16 protein-coding genes and 2 tRNA genes are annotated in these 17,845 nt (G+C 72.6%); 10 read left to right on the top strand and 8 right to left on the bottom strand.

Features of this window, described 5'->3' with window-relative positions:
- Positions 1-133 precede the first annotated feature (133 nt).
- Positions 134-724 (bottom strand): PPA1309 family protein, encoded by a 591-nt coding sequence (locus ACH4B3_RS02345; protein WP_398460824.1) that lies wholly within the window; start codon positions 722-724, stop codon positions 134-136.
- A 135-nt stretch (positions 725-859) separates the two neighbouring features.
- On the opposite strand from ACH4B3_RS02345, the gene ACH4B3_RS02340 reads away from it, so the two are divergent.
- The 4 genes from ACH4B3_RS02340 to ACH4B3_RS02325 all read left to right on the top strand — a co-directional run bounded on the left by ACH4B3_RS02340 (position 860) and on the right by ACH4B3_RS02325 (position 6,143).
- The gene (locus ACH4B3_RS02340) at positions 860-3,802 is read left to right on the top strand and encodes a UPF0182 family protein (RefSeq protein ID WP_398461557.1); all 2,943 of its coding nucleotides are present in this window, start codon (positions 860-862) and stop codon (positions 3,800-3,802) included.
- Between the two features lie 42 nt (positions 3,803-3,844).
- Positions 3,845-3,918 (top strand) — tRNA-Met (locus ACH4B3_RS02335).
- Between the two features lie 182 nt (positions 3,919-4,100).
- Positions 4,101-5,918, top strand: a complete 1,818-nt coding sequence (locus ACH4B3_RS02330; protein WP_398460823.1) for a tetratricopeptide repeat protein — start codon at positions 4,101-4,103, stop codon at positions 5,916-5,918.
- Positions 5,919-6,069: 151 nt separating this feature from the next.
- Positions 6,070-6,143: transfer RNA gene (locus tag ACH4B3_RS02325), tRNA-Met, on the top strand.
- A 387-nt stretch (positions 6,144-6,530) separates the two neighbouring features.
- Here the strand turns inward: ACH4B3_RS02325 and ACH4B3_RS02320 are convergent.
- Positions 6,531-6,944, bottom strand: coding sequence for a Fur family transcriptional regulator (locus tag ACH4B3_RS02320; protein WP_398460822.1), 414 nt, complete (start codon positions 6,942-6,944; stop codon positions 6,531-6,533).
- A 157-nt stretch (positions 6,945-7,101) separates the two neighbouring features.
- Between ACH4B3_RS02320 and ACH4B3_RS02315 the strand changes: the two genes are divergently transcribed.
- Entirely contained in the window at positions 7,102-8,574 is a 1,473-nt protein-coding gene (locus ACH4B3_RS02315; protein WP_398460821.1) for a catalase, read from the top strand.
- A 207-nt stretch (positions 8,575-8,781) separates the two neighbouring features.
- Here the strand turns inward: ACH4B3_RS02315 and ACH4B3_RS02310 are convergent, their stop codons facing one another.
- Both ACH4B3_RS02310 and hisN read right to left on the bottom strand, forming a co-directional pair.
- Positions 8,782-9,195, bottom strand: coding sequence for a cyclic nucleotide-binding/CBS domain-containing protein (locus ACH4B3_RS02310; protein ID WP_398461556.1), 414 nt, complete (start codon positions 9,193-9,195; stop codon positions 8,782-8,784).
- A 274-nt stretch (positions 9,196-9,469) separates the two neighbouring features.
- Positions 9,470-10,261, bottom strand: coding sequence for a histidinol-phosphatase (hisN, locus tag ACH4B3_RS02305; RefSeq protein ID WP_398460820.1), 792 nt, complete (start codon positions 10,259-10,261; stop codon positions 9,470-9,472).
- Positions 10,262-10,411: 150 nt separating this feature from the next.
- Here hisN and ACH4B3_RS02300 point away from each other — a divergent pair, with 150 nt between their 5' ends.
- Complete coding sequence (locus ACH4B3_RS02300) at positions 10,412-11,077, top strand: TetR family transcriptional regulator (RefSeq protein WP_398460819.1); 666 nt, start codon at positions 10,412-10,414, stop codon at positions 11,075-11,077.
- On the opposite strand, the gene ACH4B3_RS02295 is transcribed toward ACH4B3_RS02300, so the two are convergent.
- From ACH4B3_RS02295 to ACH4B3_RS02280, 4 genes are all read right to left on the bottom strand, one after another.
- Positions 11,043-11,366: a DMT family transporter gene (locus ACH4B3_RS02295; RefSeq protein ID WP_398461555.1), complete on the bottom strand. Its 324-nt coding sequence runs from the start codon at positions 11,364-11,366 to the stop codon at positions 11,043-11,045. The genes ACH4B3_RS02300 and ACH4B3_RS02295 overlap by 35 nt on opposite strands.
- 238 nt (positions 11,367-11,604) lie before the next feature.
- Positions 11,605-12,612, bottom strand: coding sequence for a ribosome small subunit-dependent GTPase A (rsgA, locus tag ACH4B3_RS02290; protein WP_398460818.1), 1,008 nt, complete (start codon positions 12,610-12,612; stop codon positions 11,605-11,607).
- Positions 12,613-12,627: 15 nt separating this feature from the next.
- Complete coding sequence (aroA, locus tag ACH4B3_RS02285; protein ID WP_398460817.1) at positions 12,628-14,007, bottom strand: 3-phosphoshikimate 1-carboxyvinyltransferase; 1,380 nt, start codon at positions 14,005-14,007, stop codon at positions 12,628-12,630.
- Positions 14,008-14,101: 94 nt separating this feature from the next.
- Entirely contained in the window at positions 14,102-14,815 is a 714-nt protein-coding gene (locus ACH4B3_RS02280; RefSeq protein ID WP_398460816.1) for a M50 family metallopeptidase, read from the bottom strand.
- An 83-nt stretch (positions 14,816-14,898) separates the two neighbouring features.
- Here ACH4B3_RS02280 and ACH4B3_RS02275 point away from each other — a divergent pair, with 83 nt between their 5' ends.
- From ACH4B3_RS02275 to rsrA, 4 genes are all read left to right on the top strand, one after another.
- Entirely contained in the window at positions 14,899-15,753 is an 855-nt protein-coding gene (locus ACH4B3_RS02275; RefSeq protein ID WP_398460815.1) for an SOS response-associated peptidase, read from the top strand.
- Between the two features lie 83 nt (positions 15,754-15,836).
- A complete protein-coding gene (locus tag ACH4B3_RS02270; protein WP_398460814.1) occupies positions 15,837-16,475 on the top strand; it encodes an alpha/beta family hydrolase in 639 nt (212 codons plus the stop codon).
- Positions 16,476-16,755: 280 nt separating this feature from the next.
- Positions 16,756-17,445 carry a sigma-70 family RNA polymerase sigma factor gene (locus ACH4B3_RS02265; RefSeq protein WP_398460813.1) on the top strand — a complete coding sequence of 230 codons (690 nt, stop codon included), beginning with the start codon at positions 16,756-16,758 and terminating at the stop codon, positions 17,443-17,445.
- A complete protein-coding gene (gene rsrA / locus ACH4B3_RS02260) occupies positions 17,442-17,804 on the top strand; it encodes a mycothiol system anti-sigma-R factor (protein ID WP_398460812.1) in 363 nt (120 codons plus the stop codon). Before ACH4B3_RS02265 ends, rsrA begins: the two co-directional genes overlap by 4 nt.
- Positions 17,805-17,845 lie beyond the last annotated feature (41 nt).

Raw genomic sequence — 17,845 nt, 5'->3', positions numbered from 1 at the left:
CGGGCCCCGGCACGCCACCGGCCCGGGGCCGGCCCTGCGCCGCGTCCGGACCGGCCGCGCGCGGCCCGTGCGGCACCCGGGCGGGCGCCGCACGGGCCGCGCGGCCGGCAGGGCCGCCGGGCCCTGCCGCGGGTCAGTCCGCGAAGGTCGCCAGCAGCGCCTCGGCCAGTCCCGGTACCAGGTCGGGGCCGGTCAGCACCTCGGTCGGCGAGTCCTTCTCGCGCAGCCGCAGTGCCGCGTCCCGGGACCCGTCGCGCAGCACCGCGACCGTCATCCGCACCTCCTGCCGGTCCGGGTGGCGGGCCACCCACTTCGCCAGGCCCTTCTCGTCCATGTCCTGCGGGACCGAGGCCTCGGCGGAGGGCGGCAGCATCAGGCGCTCCACGGTCATCGCGCAGCCGATGACCGCGTCCGGCCACGCGATGGTGCCGAGGAACTCGTCGAGCGCGGCGCCCGCGGGCAGCTCGTCCTGCTCGATGGGGGTGTAGGAGGGGGCGGCCGGGCCGGCTGCCTGGTCGAGGCCGAGCTGGGCGGCGAGCCCGGGCTCCTGCTCGCGCAGCCGGGCGGTGTCGACGAGCGCGAAGAGCCGGGCGGGCTGGTCCCAGCCGAGGCCGGAGGCGTATTCGTCGATCTCCAGCACGGCCCGGGTCAGCGGGTCGGCGGCCATCGGATCGGCCGGCCGGGAGGACCGGGCGGGCTCGTTGGGGTCGGGAAGGTTGGGCATGGACAATATCGTGCCCTGATCGGCCCCGAAATCGGGAACTGGGTAAAGCCTGAGTAAGTTGCATCAGTGGGTCCTAGGATCACGGGGCCCGCTCATTCGACAGCGAACTTCGGAGTGCGCACCTTGGCTTTCCAGATGCCGGACCGCGGCGGAGGCCCCACGGGGCCACGGATCAGAGTCGGCAGACCGTCGCGGCGGGTCCGGACCCTGCTCATGACCCTGGGTGTGCTGGCGGCGCTGGCCATGCTCTTCGTCATGTTCGCCGGGTTCTGGACCGATTGGTTGTGGTATCGCTCGGTTCATTACGGTTCGGTCTTCACCACCACCCTGTGGACGAAGGTCGGCCTGTTCGCCGTGTTCGGCGTCCTGATGGCGCTGGCCGTCGGGTTCAACATCTGGCTGGCGCACCGGCTGCGGCCACCGCTCTCCGCGATGTCGCTGGAGCAGCAGAGCCTGGACCGCTACCGGATGAGCATCGCGCCGTACAAGACCTGGATCCTGGTCGCGGTCACCGCGCTGGTCGGGCTGGTCGCGGGCGCCTCGGCCACCGGCCAGTGGCGTACCTGGCTGCTGTGGGTCAACGGGGTGGAGTTCGGCCAGAAGGACCCGCAGTTCCACAAGGACGTCAAGTTCTACGCGTTCGACCTGCCCTGGTACCGGTTCCTGCTGAGCTTCGGCTTCGCGGCCGTGGTGCTCTCGCTGATCGCCGCCGTGCTGGTGCACTACCTCTACGGCGGGCTGCGGATCACCAGCCCCGGGGCCCGCGCCACCTCGGCCGCCACCGGTCACCTGTCGGTGCTGCTGGGCGTCTTCGTGCTGCTCAAGGCGGTCGCGTACTGGCTCGACCGGTACGGTCTGGCGGTCAAGTCCAGCGACTTCAAGGCCACCGGCAACTGGACCGGTCTGCGGTATGTGGACGCCAACGCCTATCTACCGGCCAAAACGATCCTGTTCTGCATCGCGCTGATCTGCGCGGTGCTGTTCTTCGCCACGCTGTGGCGGCGCACCTGGCAGCTGCCGGTGATCGGCTTCGGCCTGATGGTCCTGTCCGCGGTGCTGATCGGCGGCCTGTACCCGGCCATCGTGCAGAAGTTCCAGGTCCAGCCGAACGAGCAGGCCAAGGAAGCGCCGTACATCAAGAAGAACATCGAGGCCACCCGCAAGGCGTACGGCATCGACCAGGCCGACGTGCGGGACTACAAGGGGGAGAGCACCGCCGGCAACAAGCAACTGCGGGCCGACGCGGCCGACGCGGCGAGCCTGCGCCTGCTCGACCCGAACGTGGTCTCGCCGACCTTCCAGCAGCGCCAGCAGGTCCGCGGCTACTACGGCTTCCCCAGCACGCTGGACATCGACCGCTACCCGAGCAAGGACGGCAAGGAGCAGGACACCGTCATCGGTCTGCGGGAGCTGGACATCGAGGGCATCCCCGAGCCCAACTGGATCAACAAGCACTTCAAGTACACCCACGGGTACGGGGCGGTCGCGGCCAAGGGCACCGCGGTGACCGACAACGGCCACCCGGAGTTCACCGAGAAGAACCTGCCCTCGGCCGGTGAGTTCGGGGACTACGAGCAGCGCGTCTACTACGGCGAGCGCACCACCCAGTACTCGATCGTCGGCGGCCCGCAGAAGGAGCTCGACTACTCGGGCGACAACGGCGACGAGAAGACGTACACCTACAAGGGCGACAGCGGGGTGAGCCTGTCCAACCCGCTGACCCGCGCCGCGTACGCGCTGACCTTCGGCGAGCCGCAGATCCTCTACTCCGGGGCGATCGGCGACGGTTCGAAGATCCTCTACAACCGCACGCCCAAGGAACGCGTCGAGGCGGTCGCCCCCTGGCTGACCATCGACGGTGACGCCTATCCGGCGGTGATCAACGGCCGGATCCAGTGGATCGTGGACGCCTACACCACGATCAACGGCTATCCGTACGCCTCGCGGACCACGCTGGGCGACACCACCGCCGACTCCCTCACCGACGGGGAGCGCGAGGTGGTCGCGCAGGAGAACAAGGTCAACTACATCCGCAACTCGGTGAAGGCCACCGTCGACGCCTACGACGGCTCGGTGGACCTGTACGAATGGGACACCGAGGACCCGGTCCTGAAGACCTGGCGGAAGGCGTTCCCCGGCACCGTCAAGCCGAAGAGCGAGATCAGCAACAAGCTGATGGAGCACTTCCGCTACCCGCAGGACCTGTTCAAGGTCCAGCGCGAGCTGCTCACCCGCTACCACGTCACCGACCCGGTGCAGTTCTACAGCGGCAGTGAGGTGTGGGAGGTGCCGGACGACCCGACCAACAAGGGCAACTCGGTGCCGCCGTACTACCTGAGCATGCGGATGCCCGACCAGGACGAGCAGACCTTCTCGCTGACCACCACCTTCACGCCGAACGAACGCAAGACCCTCGGCGCCTTCATGGCGGTGGACGCGGATGCCAAGAGCAAGAGTTACGGCACCATCAGACTGCTCAAACTGCCACCCAACACACCGGTTTCCGGACCACAGCTGGTGCAGAGCCAGTTCAACTCCAATCCGAAGATCGCCGAAAGCATCAGCCTCCTGAAACGCGGCGACTCCACGGTGGAGTACGGGAACCTGCTCACGGTGCCGCTGGACGGCGGGCTGCTGTACGTCGAACCGGTCTACGTGAGAGGCGCCGACACCGACTACCCGCTGCTGAAGAAGGTGCTGGTCTCCGACGGCGGCGACCGGATCGCCTTCGAGGACACGCTGGAACAGGCGCTCGACGTGGCGTTCGGCCAGAAGCCGCCCAGCGACGACACCGAGCAGCCACCGGGTGACGGCGACGGCGACACCGAGGAGCCACCGGCGAGCAGCGACCCGACGGTGCAGGAGGCGCTGAAGGACGCCCAGGACGCCATCGAGGCCGGTGACAAGGCCATGCAGAACGAGGACGGCCCGGACTGGCAGGCGTACGACGAGGCCCAGCAGGACCTCAAGGACGCCCTCGAACGCGCGGTCAAGGCGGAGCAGAAGGCCGCCGAGAAGAAACCGGGGGACGGCAAGTCCGCCGACGAGCCGGAGAAGGGGCGGAGAGAGGACAGCTGACCAGGGGCCACCCCGCGCCGTGATACGGTGAAAACACAACGGCGCGGGGTGGAGCAGCTCGGTAGCTCGCTGGGCTCATAACCCAGAGGTCGCAGGTTCAAATCCTGTCCCCGCTACTCAGCGGCGAGGCCCGGATCCTCAAGGATCCGGGCCTTTGTCGTGTGTCCGGGTGTGTCTTCCGCCGGAATGTGGGATTCACACGTTTGACTTATCTCTCTGTGGGCATGTCGACAAAACGCCGAAGTGACCTTACTGGCTGCGGTATACCAGGTGTACGCACGTTGCGGGTGGTGCGACGATGGAATTCATGGGGGACAGGGCAAGTCTGTTGGAGACAGGGCGGTTTGTGCACTCGCACGACGAGGCCGAGGAGGAGGCGCGGTACCGCCGTGCCGCCGAGGCCGGGGACCCCGCCGCGCTGAGCATCCTCGGCTCCCTGCTGCTGCGCCGTGGTGACCTGGACGGAGCCGAGCCCCAGCTGCGGGCCGCGACCGCCGCCGGAGACCGCGCCGCCGCCAACAACCTGGGCGTTCTGCTGCACCAGCGCGGAGCGACCGAGGAGGCGGCGAACTGGTGGCGGACCGCCGCCGTCGCCGGATCGGCCGCGGCGGCACACGCCCTCGGCCGCCACCACCGCGAGAGCGGAGACGAGACCGCCGCCGAGTACTGGCTGCGCCAGTCGGCCGAATCCGGCCATGCGCTGGGCGCCTACGCCCTCGCCGACCTGCTGGAACACCGCAGCGACATCGGTGCCGAGCGCTGGTTCCGGGCCTCCGCCGAGCGCGGGCACCGGGAGGCCGCGTACCGGCTGGCCCGCATCCTGGACCAGCGCGAGGGCGAGGCCGAGCGCGGCGGGTCCGCCGGCCACCCCACCGGCCCACGGACCGGCACCGGGCGCACCGGTGCCGGCCGGGGCGGCGAGAGCGAGGCGGAGCAGTGGTACCGGCAGGCGGCCGCGCGCGGCCACCGGCGTGCCGCGCTGCACCTCGGCACGCTGCTGGAGGAGCGGGGCGACACCCAGGAGGCGGGCCGCTGGTACCTGATGTCCGCCAAGGACGGCGAGGCGCGCGCCGCCTGCGCCCTCGGCTTCCTGCTGCGGGACGCGGGCGACAGCGAGAGCGCGGCCGTGTGGTGGCACCGGGCCGCCCAGGACGGTGACGGCAACGCCGCCAACGCGCTGGGCGCGCTCCACGCCGACCGCGGGGAGACCCAGACCGCCGAGCGGTGGTACCGGGCAGCGCTGGACGCCGGGGACCACAACGGCGCCTACAACCTCGGGCTGCTCTGCGCCGAGCAGGGCCGCGCCGTCCAGGCCGAGCAGTGGTACCGCCGGGCCGCCTACTCCGGCCACCGGGAGGCCGCCAACGCGCTGGCCGTGCTGCTGCTGCAGCGCGGCGACGCGGCGGGCGCCGAGCCGTGGTTCTCCAAGGCCGCCGAGGCGGGGAGCGTGGACGCCGCCTTCAACCTCGGCATCCTGTACGCGGGCCGGGGCGAGGAGGCCGTCGCCCACCAGTGGTACGAGCGGGCCGCCACCGCCGGGCACGCCGAGGCGGCCCTCCAGGTCGCCACCGCGCTGCTGCGGGACGGTGCCGAGGGCCCGGACGCCGAGCGGCACCTGCGCTGCGCGGCGAAGGGCGGCAGCGTGGAGGCCGCCTTCCGGCTGGGCACGCTGCTCGACCGGGCGTCCGCGGAGGAGGAAGGCGCCGCCGAGGAGGAGCGCCCGGAGTGCGAGGAGTGGTACGAGCGGGCCGCCCGGCAGGGCCACCGGCGCGCCCAGGTGCGACTGGGCATGCTGGCGGCGGCCCGTGGGGACGTGGTGGCGGCCGCCCGCTGGTACCGCACCGCCGCCGAGGCGGGCAGCAGCAACGGGGCGTTCAACCTCGGGCTGCTGCTGGCCCGGGAGGGCAGTGAGCCGGAGGCGGCGCTGTGGTGGACGCGTGCCGCGGAGGCCGGGCACGGGCGGGCGGCGCTGCGGCTCGCGCTGCTCTCGGCCCGGCGGGGGCGGCTGGCGGAGGGCCAGCGGTGGTGCGCCCGGGCGGTCGAGTTCGGTCCGGCGGAGGTCGCCGAGCGGGCGGCCCGGCTCCGCGACGCCCTGCAGCAGGAGCTCTCCGCCTGAGACCCGGCGAGGACGGGTGCCGGGCCTGGGCGGGTGCCGGTGCCGGACGCGGGCGGGTGCCGGGCGTGGGCGGGTGCCGGACGCGGGCGGAGGCGGGCTCCGCAAACGATTTGCGGAGGTATCCGGCCGCGGGTTAGAGTTACTTCACCGACGCGGGGTGGAGCAGCTCGGTAGCTCGCTGGGCTCATAACCCAGAGGTCGCAGGTTCAAATCCTGTCCCCGCTACGAGAACGAAGGGCCCGGATCCTCAAGGATCCGGGCCCTTCGTCATGTCCGGATCCGGGTGCCGGGAGCCGCGTTCGGGTGCCGGGTGGCCTGATCCGTTCGGGTGCCCGGTGGCCATGGCGCGTCCGGGGCCGCCGGGCGGGCGGCGCGGTGCGCGGCGATCAGGTGCTCCGGGGCCGTCGGACGAGCCGGGGGCCGCCGGGGGAGGGGCCGGCTGGGGCCGCCGGGACCCGTGGCGGGGCCCGGCGGGGTCCGCCACGGGCCCGGACTCCGGGCTGCCATGGGGTGCCCGGGCAGGCGCGGCCGCGCGGGTCGTGCCGGATCGGCGGCGGGGCGGGGCCGCGGTCGCCGCCCGGTCCGGCGGACCGGCCGGGCGGCGGGGGTGCGTCAGGCCGCGCAGCCCGGGCAGATGCCGCGGTAGGTGACCTCGACCTCGGAGACGACGAACCCGAAGCGCTCCTCGGCCGGAAGCTCGGCGAGCAGGTCCCCGGCGGGGTGCACGTCCCGGATGGTGCCGCAGCGCGAGCACACCAGGTGCTGGTGGGAGTGGTGGGCGTTGGGGTCGTACCGCTTGGCGCGGCCGTCCGTGCTGACCTCGATCACCTCGCCGAGCGAGACCAGCTCGCCCAGCGTGTTGTACACGGTGGCGCGCGAGATCTCGGGCAGCCGTTCGGCCGCCCGCGCATGCACCTCGTCGGCGGTGTAGTGCACGTGGTCGCCGTCGAGGACCTCGGCGACGACGCGGCGCTGGGCCGTCAGCCTCCAGCCGCGTCCCCTGAGCCGTTCCAGCAGGTCACTCATGCCATTCACCTATCAGTCAGATAAGGACAAGCGTACCAGTGCGCCGTCCATGGCCGGATCGGGTACGGAGTTTCATCGCTTCTTGACTTAGACAATGTCCAATGTAGGATCGAGTACGGCTCACGCCAAGGGACAGGACGACACGCAGGAGGCGCACGTGACCGCAACGGACGAGATCGGCACCCAGGGCCCGCTCACCACGGAGTCCGGGGCCCCGGTCGCGGACAACCAGAACAGCGAGACCGCGGGCGCCGGCGGCCCGGTGCTGGTCCAGGACCAGCACCTGCTGGAGAAGCTGGCGCACTTCAACCGGGAGCGGATCCCGGAGCGGATCGTGCACGCCCGGGGCGCCGGCGCGTACGGCACCTTCACGGTGACCGCGGACCTGACCCGCTACACCCGGGCGGACTTCCTGTCCGAGATCGGCAAGCAGACCGAGGTCTTCCTGCGCTTCTCCACGGTGGCGGGCAACCTGGGCTCGGCCGACGCGGTACGCGACCCGCGCGGCTTCGCGGTGAAGTTCTACACCGAGGAGGGCAACTACGACCTCGTCGGCAACAACACCCCGGTGTTCTTCATCAAGGACGCCATCAAGTTCCCCGACTTCATCCACACCCAGAAGCGCGACCCGTACACCGGCTCGCAGGAGGCGGACAACGTCTGGGACTTCTGGGGCCTGTCGCCGGAGTCCACGCACCAGGTGACCTGGCTCTTCGGTGACCGCGGCATCCCCGCGTCCTACCGTCACATGGACGGCTTCGGCTCGCACACCTTCCAGTGGAGCAACGAGGCCGGCGAGGTCTTCTGGGTGAAGTACCACTTCAAGACCGACCAGGGGATCGAGAACCTTACCGCCGAGGAGGCCGAGGCGCTGGCGGGCAAGGACCCCGACAGCCACCAGCGCGACCTGCGCGAGGCCATCGAGCGCGGCGAGTTCCCCAGCTGGACCGTGTACGTCCAGGTGATGCCGGCCGCCGAGGCGGCGAACTACCGCTTCAACCCGTTCGACCTCACCAAGGTGTGGCCGCACGCCGACTACCCGCGGATCGAGATCGGCAAGCTGGAGCTCAACCGCAACCCGCGCAACATCTTCGCCGAGGTGGAGCAGTCGGTGTTCTCGCCGGCGCACTTCGTGCCGGGCATCGGCCCGTCCCCGGACAAGATGCTGCAGGGCCGGCTGTTCGCGTACGGCGACGCCCACCGCTACCGCGTCGGCATCAACGCCGACCACCTGCCGGTGAACCGGCCGCACGCCACCGAGGCCCGCACCCACGGCCGGGACGGCTTCCTGTACGACGGTCGCCACGGCGGCGCCAAGAACTACGAGCCCAACAGCTTCGGCGGTCCGGCGCAGACCGGCCGGCCGCTGTGGGAGCCGGTCCCGGTCACCGGCGCCACCGGTGACCAGGCCGCCCCCTCGCACGCCGAGGACGACGACTTCGTCCAGGCCGGCAACCTCTACCGGCTGATGTCGGAGGAGGAGAAGGAGCGCCTTGTCGCCAACCTGGCCGGCTTCATCGCGAAGGTCTCCCGCGACGACATCGCGCAGCGGGCGATCGACAACTTCCGCAAGGCGGACGCCGACTACGGCAAGCGGCTGGAGACCGCGGTCCAGGCCCTGCGCGGCTGAGCCCGTCCCCGTCGGTGGGTCCCGGTCGACAGGAGTCCGGGGCGCGCCGGCGGGGGCCGCTCACCCGCCGCTTGCCGTAACACCGGAGAGGCCGGACGCCAATGGGCTCCGGCCTCTTCGCGTGCCCGCCCGCCGGCCCGGTCGTCCCCGTGCCCCGGGCCGTTCTCCGGCACAGGGGTGAGGGCGTGTGCCGGCGCATCCGAAGGATCAGCCCGCGCCCGCGCCGACCGGCTGCTGCGCGGTTCGGGGGAGGGGCAGCCAGCAGCGGATGAGGTCCCGGACGGACACCACCCCCACCGGCTCCCGCTCGTCGATGACGACCAGATGGCGGAAGCCGCCGCGGGACATCGCCGCGGCCGCCTTGTCCAGCGTCCATCCCGGGGCCGCGAAGACCACGTCGGTGGTGGTGTGGGCGTGCGCGGTCTCCTGGTCGGGGTCCTGGCCCGCGCCCACGGAGTTGAGGATGTCGCGTTCGGTGAGGATGCCGAGCACGCTGGTGTCGGGGTCGAAGACGATGGCGGCGCCGACCCGGCGGGCGGCCATCAACCGGGCCGCCTGGCGGAGTGTGTGGGCCGGGCCGATGGTGAGGATCACCGAGCTCATGGCGTCGCTGACAAGCATGGACATGGAGTGGAGCCACCTCCTCGTGAGCCTTCACCGGGTGCCCGGTCGGTGGGGCCGACGCGCTGGGGAGACACCCCGTGAAAGGATTCACAACTTCACAAGCGTGGGTTTTCTCATGTTCACATGCGTATGACGGGTCGACAAGGGGGTGCGCGGGCCCACGATGCCCGCACCACCGGAAATCGAGTACGGGCCACCGGGCCGCACCCGCCCGGCGCGGACCGCGGTTGCCGGCCGGACCCGGACGGGTGCCGGCCGGCAACCGCCGGGCTCAGCGCAGGTGTTCGAGCAACTCGTCGTGGAGCAGCCCGTTGGACGCGGCGGCGTCCCCGCTGTGCGGGCCGGGCACCCCGTCCAGCCCGGTGAACCGGCCGCCGGCCTCCTGGACGACGACCGCGCAGGCCGCCATGTCCCACAGCGACAGCTCCGGTTCGGCGCAGATGTCCACCGACCCCTCGGCGACCATCATGTACGACCAGAAGTCGCCGTAGCCGCGGGTGCGCCAGCAGGCCCGCGTCAGGTCGAGGAAACCGCCCAGCTTCCCCCGCTCCTCCCAGCCGCTCAGCGAGGAGTACGCGAACGAGGCGTCGCGCAGCGAGCCCACCCGGGACACCTGGAGCCGGCTCGCCGAGGACAGGCTGCGGCCGGTGTACGCGCCGAGGCCCTCCGCCGCCCACCACCGGCGTCCCAGCGCCGGGGCCGACACCACGCCGACGACCGGCCGGTCACCGCCCTCACCACGCTCCATCAGGGCGATCAGCGTGGCCCACACCGGCACCCCGCGCACGTAGTTCTTGGTCCCGTCGATCGGGTCGACGACCCAGCGGCGGGGGCCGGTGCCCTCGCTGCCGAACTCCTCCCCGAGCACCGCGTCGCGGGGCCGGGCCCGCTGCAGCGAGGCGCGGATGAGCTCCTCGGCGGCCTTGTCGGCCTCGCTCACCGGCGTCATGTCGGGTTTGGTCTCCACCTTGAGGTCGAGCGCCTTGAACCGCTCCATGGTGGTCGCGTCGGCGGAGTCGGCCAGCACATGGGCGAGGCGCAGGTCATCGTGGTAGTCGGGCATGGGCGAACAGTATCGACAGGTATACCCCGGAGCCACCCGACCACCGCCGGTGCCGGTGTGCCGGTCGCCCGCGGGGACTATTGACACCCGCTGCCGGTCCCTCAATTCTGGGCGAAGCCAGACCGCGGGGGCGACGGCCCGGAGGCGATGATGCCCGCAGCTCGGGAAGCCCTGCTGGACGCGGCCCGCACGGAGCTCACCCGCCGGCCGTGGCCGGTGGTCCGCATGGTCGAGGTCGCCGCCGCCGCGGGGGTCTCCCGGCAGACCCTCTACAACGAGTTCGGCGACAAGGACGGGCTCGCCCACGCCCTCGTCCGGCGGGCCGCGGACCGCTATCTCGACGGCGTCGAACATGTCCTGACCTCGGGTCGGGACGGTGCCGACCCCCGCGAGCGGCTGACCGCCGCCGCGCAGTGGACGGTGGCGGTCGCGGCCGCCGACCCGCTGGTCCACGCCGCGCTCACCGGCTGCTGGAGCGACCGGCTCCCGGTGCCCCGGGCGCCGCGGCGGATCGGGCGGGTACCGCGCCGGCGCCGGGCCGGTGCCGAGCCGCTGCCGTCCCCCGGGGAACTGCTCGGTCAGGCCCGGGACCGGGCGGTGAGCGCGCTGGCGAACGACTGGCCGGAGGGTGACGCGGCGGACCTGGGCCGCGCGTGCGAGGCGGTGACCCGGCTGGCGCTGTCCTGCGTGGTGGCGCCGGCCGGTCCGGACCGGGTCGCGGATCTGGTGCGGGAGGCGCTGCCGTCCCCCGCACCACGGGGGCGCGGGAGGGCGCGCGCCCTCACTGGGCGGAGCCGGAGAGCTGGAGACCGATGACGCCGACGATGACGAGCGAGATCGAGACGATCTTGAGGGCGGAGACCACGTCGCCCAGGAACACCATGCCGTAGAGGGCGGTGCCGGCCGCGCCGATGCCGGTCCACACCGCGTACGCCGGGCCCACGTCGAGCTTCTTCAGCGACAGGGTCAGCAGCCCGAAGCTGCCGAGCGCGAAGGCGCAGAACGCGATCGTCGGCCAGAGCCTGCTGAAGCCGTGCGAGAGTTTGAGGCAGACGGCGAAGCCGGTCTCCAGCAGTCCGGCGACCACGACGAGCAGCCAGGCCATCGCCATCCGGTCGCCTCCCGTGCCGCTCGGTGATGTGCGCCGGCTGACCGCCTGAGCCGGTGCGCTTATGCCTTTACCGCACCTGACCGGTCGCAAACGTGGCCGATCGGCCGAACGCGGACGTGGACGGTCCGCGGGGCGGCGCACCGGGCACCGCCGCCGCACCGGGCCGCGCGCGAACGGCCCCGGCGGGAGACACCCGGGCGCCGGGCCCGGTTCCGGGGCCCAGCGCGCCGGCTCAGTCGCCCTCGCGCCGCTCGCGGGTGGCCAGCAGCCGGCGCAGCGAGTACAGCCGGGCCGGTTCGGCGTGCCCGTCCGCCACCCACCGGTCCAGCGCGCAGTCCTGCTCGTCGTGGCTGCAGGCCCGCGGGCACTCCACGGTCCCCGGCTCCAGGTCGGGGAAGGCGTGGATGACCCGCGAGGGGTCGATGTGGTTGAGCCCGAAGGACCGCACGCCGGGGGTGTCGATCACCCATCCGGTGTGGTCCGGCAGCGGCAGCGCCAGCGCCGAGGTGGTGGTGTGCCGACCGCGTCCGGTCACCGCGTTGACGTGCCCGGTGGCCCGCTTCCGGTCCGGGACCAGCGCGTTGACCAGGGTGGTCTTGCCCACCCCGGAGTGCCCGACGAACGCGGTGACCCGGTCCGACAGCCGCTCCCGTACCCGGTCCGCGGTCTCGCCGTCGGCCAGTTCGGTGCGGCTGGTCACCACGTACGGCACGCCGAGCGGCCGGTAGGTCTCCAGGACCGGGCCGGCCGGGGCGAGATCGGACTTGGTGAGGACCAGCAGCGGTTCGAGGCCCGCGTCATAGGCGGCGACCAGACACCGGTCGATCAGCCGGGGCCGCGGCTCGGGGTCGGCGAGCGCGGTCACGATGGCCAGCTGGTCGGCGTTGGCCACCACCACCCGCTCGAACGGGTCGTCGTCGTCGGCGGTGCGGCGCAGCACCGAGGAGCGCTCCTCCACCCGCACGATGCGCGCGAGGGTGTCCTTGTCGCCGGAGAGATCGCCGACCACCGCGACCCGGTCGCCGACCACGACGGCCTTGCGGCCCAGCTCACGGGCCTTCATGGCGGTGACCGTGCGGTCCTCCACCAGCACGGTCAGCCGCCCGCGGTCGACGGTCAGGACGAAACCGGAGGCCGCGTCCTCGTGCTTGGGCCGGATGCTGGTGCGCGGGCGGCTGCCGCGGCGGCCGGGACGGACCCGTACGTCGTCCTCGTCGGTGTGCTTGCCGTAGCGGCGCATGATGACGACCGGCTCTCAGCTTCTCGACGCCGTGGCCGTGGCGGCCGGGGTCTCCCCGGCGCCGAGCATCGACGTCCACAGACCGGGGAAGTCCGGCAGGGTCTTGCCGGTGGTGGCCACGTTCTCCACCCGGATCCCGTCCACCACCAGGCCCAGGACCGCGGCGGCGGTCGCCAGCCGGTGGTCCTCGTAGGTGTGGAAGACCCCGCCGTGCAGGGCCCGCGGCCGGATGCGCAGCCCGTCCTCGGTCTCGGTCACGTCCCCGCCGAGCTCGTTGATCTCCTTGGCGAGGGCGGCCAGCCGGTCGGTCTCGTGCAGTCGCAGATGGGCGATGCCGCGCAGGACGGACTCGGAGTCGGCGAGGGCGGCCACGGCCGCGATCACCGGGGTCAGCTCGCCGACCTCGTGCAGATCGGCGTCGATGCCGGTGATCCGGCCGGTGCCGGTGAAGACCAGCCCGGAGTCGGTCAGCTCGCAGGAGCCACCCATGTCGGTGAAGATCCGGCGCAGTTCGTCACCCGGCTGGGTGGTGCGCTCGGGCCAGTCCGGGATGGTCACCCGGCCGCCGGTGACCAGCGCGGCGGCCAGGAACGGCGCGGCGTTCGACAGGTCGGGCTCCACGACCAGGTCCCGGCCGAGCAGGGCGCTCGGCGCGACCCGCCAGACGTCGGGCTCGCCACCGGACTCGGGGGTGTCCACCGCGGCGCCGGCCGCCCGCAGCATGTCCACGGTCATCCGGATGTGCGGCAGCGAGGGCAGCGTGGAGCCCACGTGGCGCACCTCCACGCCCTGGTTGAACCGCGGGGCGGACAGCAGCAGCGCGCTCACGAACTGCGAGGACGAGGAGGCGTCGATCCGCACCGGGCCGCCCGCCACCGCGCCGCTGCCGTGCACGGTCATCGGCAGGCAGCCGCGGCCCTCGTCGTCGATCCGGACGCCCAGGGCGCGCAGCGCGTCGATCACCCCGTGCAGCGGGCGCTCGTGCGAGCGCGGGTCGCCGTCGAAGCGGACCGGTCCGTCGGCGAGCGCCGCGACCGGGGGCAGGAACCGCATCACGGTGCCGGCGTTGCCGACGTCGACGGTGGCCGGGCCGTGCGGTCCGGCCGGGATGACCCGCCAGGCCTCGCCGGGGCCGTCCGCGCCGGAGCCGGAGGACACCGTCTCCTCGATGCCCACGCCCAGCGCGCGGAGGGCGTCGGCCATCAGCAGGGTGTCGCGGGACCGCAGCGGCCGGCGCACCCAGCCGGGCTCGGAGGCGAGGGAGGCCAGGACCAGTGCCCGGTTGGTGACCGACTTCGAGCCGGGCACGGTGACGGTCGCGTCGACCGCTCCCTGGGCGAGCGGAGCGGGCCAGAGGGCGTTGTCAGCGCCCGGGGAAGACTCAGTGCCGGTCATGGCCTTCACTTTAGTGGTTCGCCGAGCGAGTGAATCCTGATCAAAAGCGGCGAAACTCAGTCGAAACACAGCACTGCTAAGGAGCCGGCCGCGGTCAGACCCCGAGCAGCCAGCTCCCGCCGCCGATGAGCGAGGTGAGCGTGACGACGTGGAAGAACAGCAGCCAGACGGTGGCCGGGACCCCGGTGAGCCGGGCCAGCTGGTCCGGGTCGGAGTCGCCGGCGTGCCGGTGGCGGCGCTTGCGCTGGAGCTCGAAGGGGGGACGCACGCCACCCAGGAGAAGGAACCAGACCACGCCGTAGGCGAAGGCCGCCTGCACCTCGGCGTCGGTGAGCCAGGAGACGAGCAGGAACGCCGCCCCGGTGATCACCACGGTCAGCACGCCGTACGCGTTGCGGATCATCACCAGCATCGCCAGCAGCAGCCCGGTGGCCCCCCACAGCAGCGCCGTGATGTGGTCCGCGGCCAGCAGCCACGCACCGCCCAGCCCCAGCAGGGACGGGGCGGTGTAGCCCGCGGCCGCGGTCAGGATCATGCCCGGACCGGTCGGCCTGCCGCGCGAAACGGTCAGTCCCGAGGTGTCGGAGTGCAGCCGTATGCCGTCCAGCCGCCGCCCGCTGAGCAGCGCCACCAGACCGTGGCCCCCCTCGTGCGCGATGGTGATCGCGTTCCGGGCCACCAGCCAGGCGGTCCGGTAGACGACCAGGGAGAGCGCCAGCAGGCCGGTGGCGGCGATCAGCCACTGCGACGGTTCCGGCTGGGTGCCGACCACCCGGTCCCACAGCTCGGCGGCGTTCGTTGTGTGCATCTGCGGACGGCTCCTCGGTTCCGGGTCCCGGTCTTCGGCGACCCCGCGTCACGGGGTCCGGGCGTCGTGGCAGTGTGGCACCTATGTGCGGTCGATACGCAGCGAGCCGGCGGCCCGAGGAACTCGTCGGGCTCTTCGGTGTGCGGAAGTGGGAGCCGGAGGAGGCCCTGGCGCCGGACTGGAACGTGGCTCCGACGAAGCGGGTGCACGCGGTCCTCGAACGCCCCCTCAAGGGCGCCGCGGCCCGGGCCTCCGGACCCGGCGGCCCGGCGGGCGACCCCGCCGGCCCGGTCCGTCAGCTGCGCCCGCTGACCTGGGGGCTGGTGCCGTCGTGGGCCACGTCACCGGACGTCGGGGTGAAGATGATCAACGCGCGGGCCGAGACGGTGCACGAGAAGGCCTCCTACCGCGGGCCCTTCGCACAGCGCCGCTGCCTGCTGCCCGCCGACGGCTACTACGAGTGGGTCACCGGCGCGGGCGAGCGGCAGCTGGAGGAGCAGGGCAAGCGGAAGCGGGCCCGCAAGCAGCCGTACTTCGTCACCCCCGCCGACGGCTCGGTGATGGCGCTGGCCGGGCTCTACGAGTTCTGGCGGGACCGGACCCTGCCGGGCGACCACCCGCGCGCCTGGTGGGTGACGTGCACCGTGATAACCACCGAGGCCGAGCGGGAGCCGCTGGCCGGGGCCGGGGACGGACCGGGCCCGCGGTCGCTGGCCGACATCCACCCGCGGATGCCGCTGGTCCTCACCCCCGACCGCTGGGCGGCGTGGCTGGATCCGTCCCGTACCGACCCGGCCGACCTGCGGGAGTTGCTGACCCCGCCGCCGCCGGACCTGCTGCGCGCCTTCCCGGTCGGCACCGCGGTCAGCGACGTGCGGAACAACGGGCCGGAGCTGCCGGCCGAACTGGACGAGCCCGAGGTGGGCACCCTCTTCTGACGGCGCGCGCCGGGCTGCCGGGGGCGGACCCGGCGGCGGCCGGCGCCCCGACGACGACGCAGCGAACCGAGCGAGGCACTGTCATGAGCGAGAACGCGACCGAGACCGTCCCCACCCCCTCGGGCGACGCCCGGATCACCTGGCACCGGGCCCCCGCCGCCCGGGCCGTACTGGCGCTGGGCCACGGCGCCGGCGGCGGCATCGATACACGCGACCTGCGCGCACTCGCCGCCGGGCTGCCGCCGCGCGGCATCACCGTCGCCCTGGTCGAGCAGCCCTGGCGGGTCGCGGGCAAGAAGGTCGCCCCCGCGCCCCGGACCCTGGACGCCGCCTGGACCGCCCTGTGGCCCGCGCTGGCGGCGCCCGGTCTGCCGGTGGTGGCGGGCGGCCGGAGCGCCGGCGCCCGGGTCGCCTGCCGGACGGCCGCCGGGCTGGGCGCGCCCGCCGTGCTGGCGCTGGCCTTCCCGCTGCACCCACCGGGCAAGCCGGAGAAGTCCCGGGCCGCGGAACTGGCCGGGGCCGGGGTGCCGGTGCTGGTCGTCCAGGGCGGCCGGGACCCGTTCGGCCGGCCCGGGGAGTTCCCGGCCGGTACCGAGCTGGTGGCGGTGGACCACGCCGACCACGGCTTCGCGGTGCCCCGGAGCGCCGGCCTCACCGAGCAGCAGGTGTCGGCCGGGCTGGTGCCGGCGGTCGCCGCCTGGCTGGAGCGGGTCGTCCCTTGATCGGATCCGTTCCCGGCTCCGGGAATGCGCGGCCCGCCCCGGGTGTTGTGCAGGCATCGGAACGAAGATGCAGCAGTACGCAGAGGCCACCACACGAGGAGTGAGGAGTCCCCGCATGGGTTCGCTTGCCTGCCCGGCCCGCCCGCAGTCCGCCGGCTTCGACTGGGCGCAGCTGCAGGTGGCGCCTGCCGCCCGGATAGAAGGGGCGAGCGGACCGGATGGTCGTCTATTCTCCGATTCAAGTGGTTCCGGATCCGGAACCACCACGGTCTTGGAGGAGGTGGGTCAGGTCGCTGGCACCGACGCGGGGGCCGACAGCACGGGTGTGGGGCGCCTGGACGAGCACGCGCAGGAGACGTCCACCGAGCGCAACGCGCGCTTCGAGCGGGACGCCCTGACCTTCCTCGACCAGATGTACTCCGCCGCGCTGCGCATGACGCGTAACCCGGCGGACGCCGAGGACCTGGTGCAGGAGACGTACGCCAAGGCGTACGCGTCCTTCCACCAGTTCCGCGAGGGCACCAACCTCAAGGCCTGGCTGTACCGCATCCTGACCAACACCTTCATCAACTCGTACCGCAAGAAGCAGCGCGAGCCCCAGCGCAGTGCCGCCGAGGAGATCGAGGACTGGCAGCTGGCGCGAGCCGAGTCGCACATGTCGACCGGTCTGCGGTCCGCCGAGTCGCAGGCGCTCGACCACCTGCCGGACTCCGACGTCAAGGAAGCACTTCAGGCCATCCCCGAGGAATTCCGTATCGCGGTCTATCTCGCGGACGTCGAGGGGTTTGCGTACAAGGAGATCGCGGACATCATGGGGACACCCATCGGTACCGTGATGTCCCGTCTGCACCGTGGGCGCCGCCAGCTCCGCGGTCTGCTGGAGGACTACGCCCGTGGGCGCGGGCTCGTCCCGGCGGGCGCGGGCGCCGCGGCCGACGAGTCGCACGATCGGAAAGGCTCGGACTCATGAGCTGCGGAGAGCCGCACGAGACGGACTGCTCCGAGGTTCTCGACCACCTCTACGAGTTCCTCGACCAGGAGATGCCCGAGGGTGACTGCGCCAAGTTCGAGGTGCACATCGACGAGTGTTCTCCCTGCCTGGAGAAGTACGGCCTGGAGCAGGCCGTGAAGAAGCTCGTCAAGCGCTGCTGCGGGCACGACGACGTGCCCAGCGACCTCCGGTCCAAGGTGATGGGCCGGATCGAGCTGATCCGCTCCGGCGAGGCGGCGCCCGAGGTGGACCTCGGCGCCCCCCTCCACGGCGGGACCGCGGTGCGCGGTGAGACGGCGCGCGCGGAGGCCGATCTGCCGGCCGCCGCTCAGGATTGAGCCTCGACTCACCCGAAAGTGTGCATTGCGCGGGCTCATCC

Origin of the sequence: Streptomyces sp. NPDC018031 (assembly GCF_044327625.1) — a bacterium.
Taxonomy (GTDB): domain Bacteria; phylum Actinomycetota; class Actinomycetes; order Streptomycetales; family Streptomycetaceae; genus Streptomyces.
Note: the sequence above shows the minus strand (reverse complement) of the source record. Positions and strands in the feature narration are given on the sequence as shown.